This window comes from Motilimonas pumila (assembly GCF_003596335.1).
Taxonomy (GTDB): Bacteria; Pseudomonadota; Gammaproteobacteria; order Enterobacterales; family CBDFNC01; genus Motilimonas; species Motilimonas pumila.
Genome location: NZ_QZCH01000135.1, coordinates 1 through 707, shown reverse-complemented (window position 1 = coordinate 707; position 707 = coordinate 1). Strand labels below are relative to the sequence as shown.

Sequence of the window (707 nt, the reverse complement as noted above, 5' to 3'; positions counted from 1 at the left end):
AACAGTGTGGCACTGGCCTAGCTAACCCACGATAAATGCAGGAGGTCGACACTGTGCACAGGGAATCATTATGTCTATGCACTTAGAGGAAATATGAGAGAGCTCGACTCAATAATAATCAATGCAACCAACCAAATCGAAGCTGGCTACATTCGGCTTAGAATCGATGGTGGTGATCCTGTTTACAGGGAAAGAGTGTATTGCTATGAGCTATATCATCAGATGAGAATGGTTTGGCCAACTAACTCCGAGTATTATTTGAATGGTGAGATCGATAAAGCGGCTCACCCTATTTTACGTGAATTAGGTGCGAGTCATATTAAGCCTGACTTCTTAGTACACAAACCCGGTTATATGTCTGGTAACCATGCAATAATCGAGGTCAAACACGAGAGAGCTCCAAATGTGGGCATTAGAAAGGATCTCGAGTCATTGTCTCTATTTAAGAATGAAGTCGGCTATGAGAGGGCAATTTATTTAGTTTATGGGTATAACATTAATCCCGAGGCTTTGTTTGAAAAGATTGCTCAAGAATCGAAAGCTGTAGAAAACTTAGCAGACATTGAAGTTTGGTTTCACCTGTCCGATTCTAGTTCTGCATTTCACTACAGCACAATCGAAGCAAGTGCATAACAAGAGACTATGGCGTCAATAGTTAATTTACCACTTTTGGCGCTTCCCATAACGCTCCATTCCGCAGCATTGAA

General features: G+C 41.7%; 1 protein-coding gene. It reads left to right on the top strand.

All coding sequences use genetic code 11. The annotated features are described in order from the left end of the window. The first annotated feature begins 93 nt into the window (after positions 1–93). Positions 94–633, top strand: coding sequence for a methionyl-tRNA formyltransferase-like protein (locus tag D1Z90_RS20890; RefSeq protein ID WP_119912674.1), 540 nt, complete (start codon positions 94–96; stop codon positions 631–633). Positions 634–707: the final 74 nt, after the last annotated feature.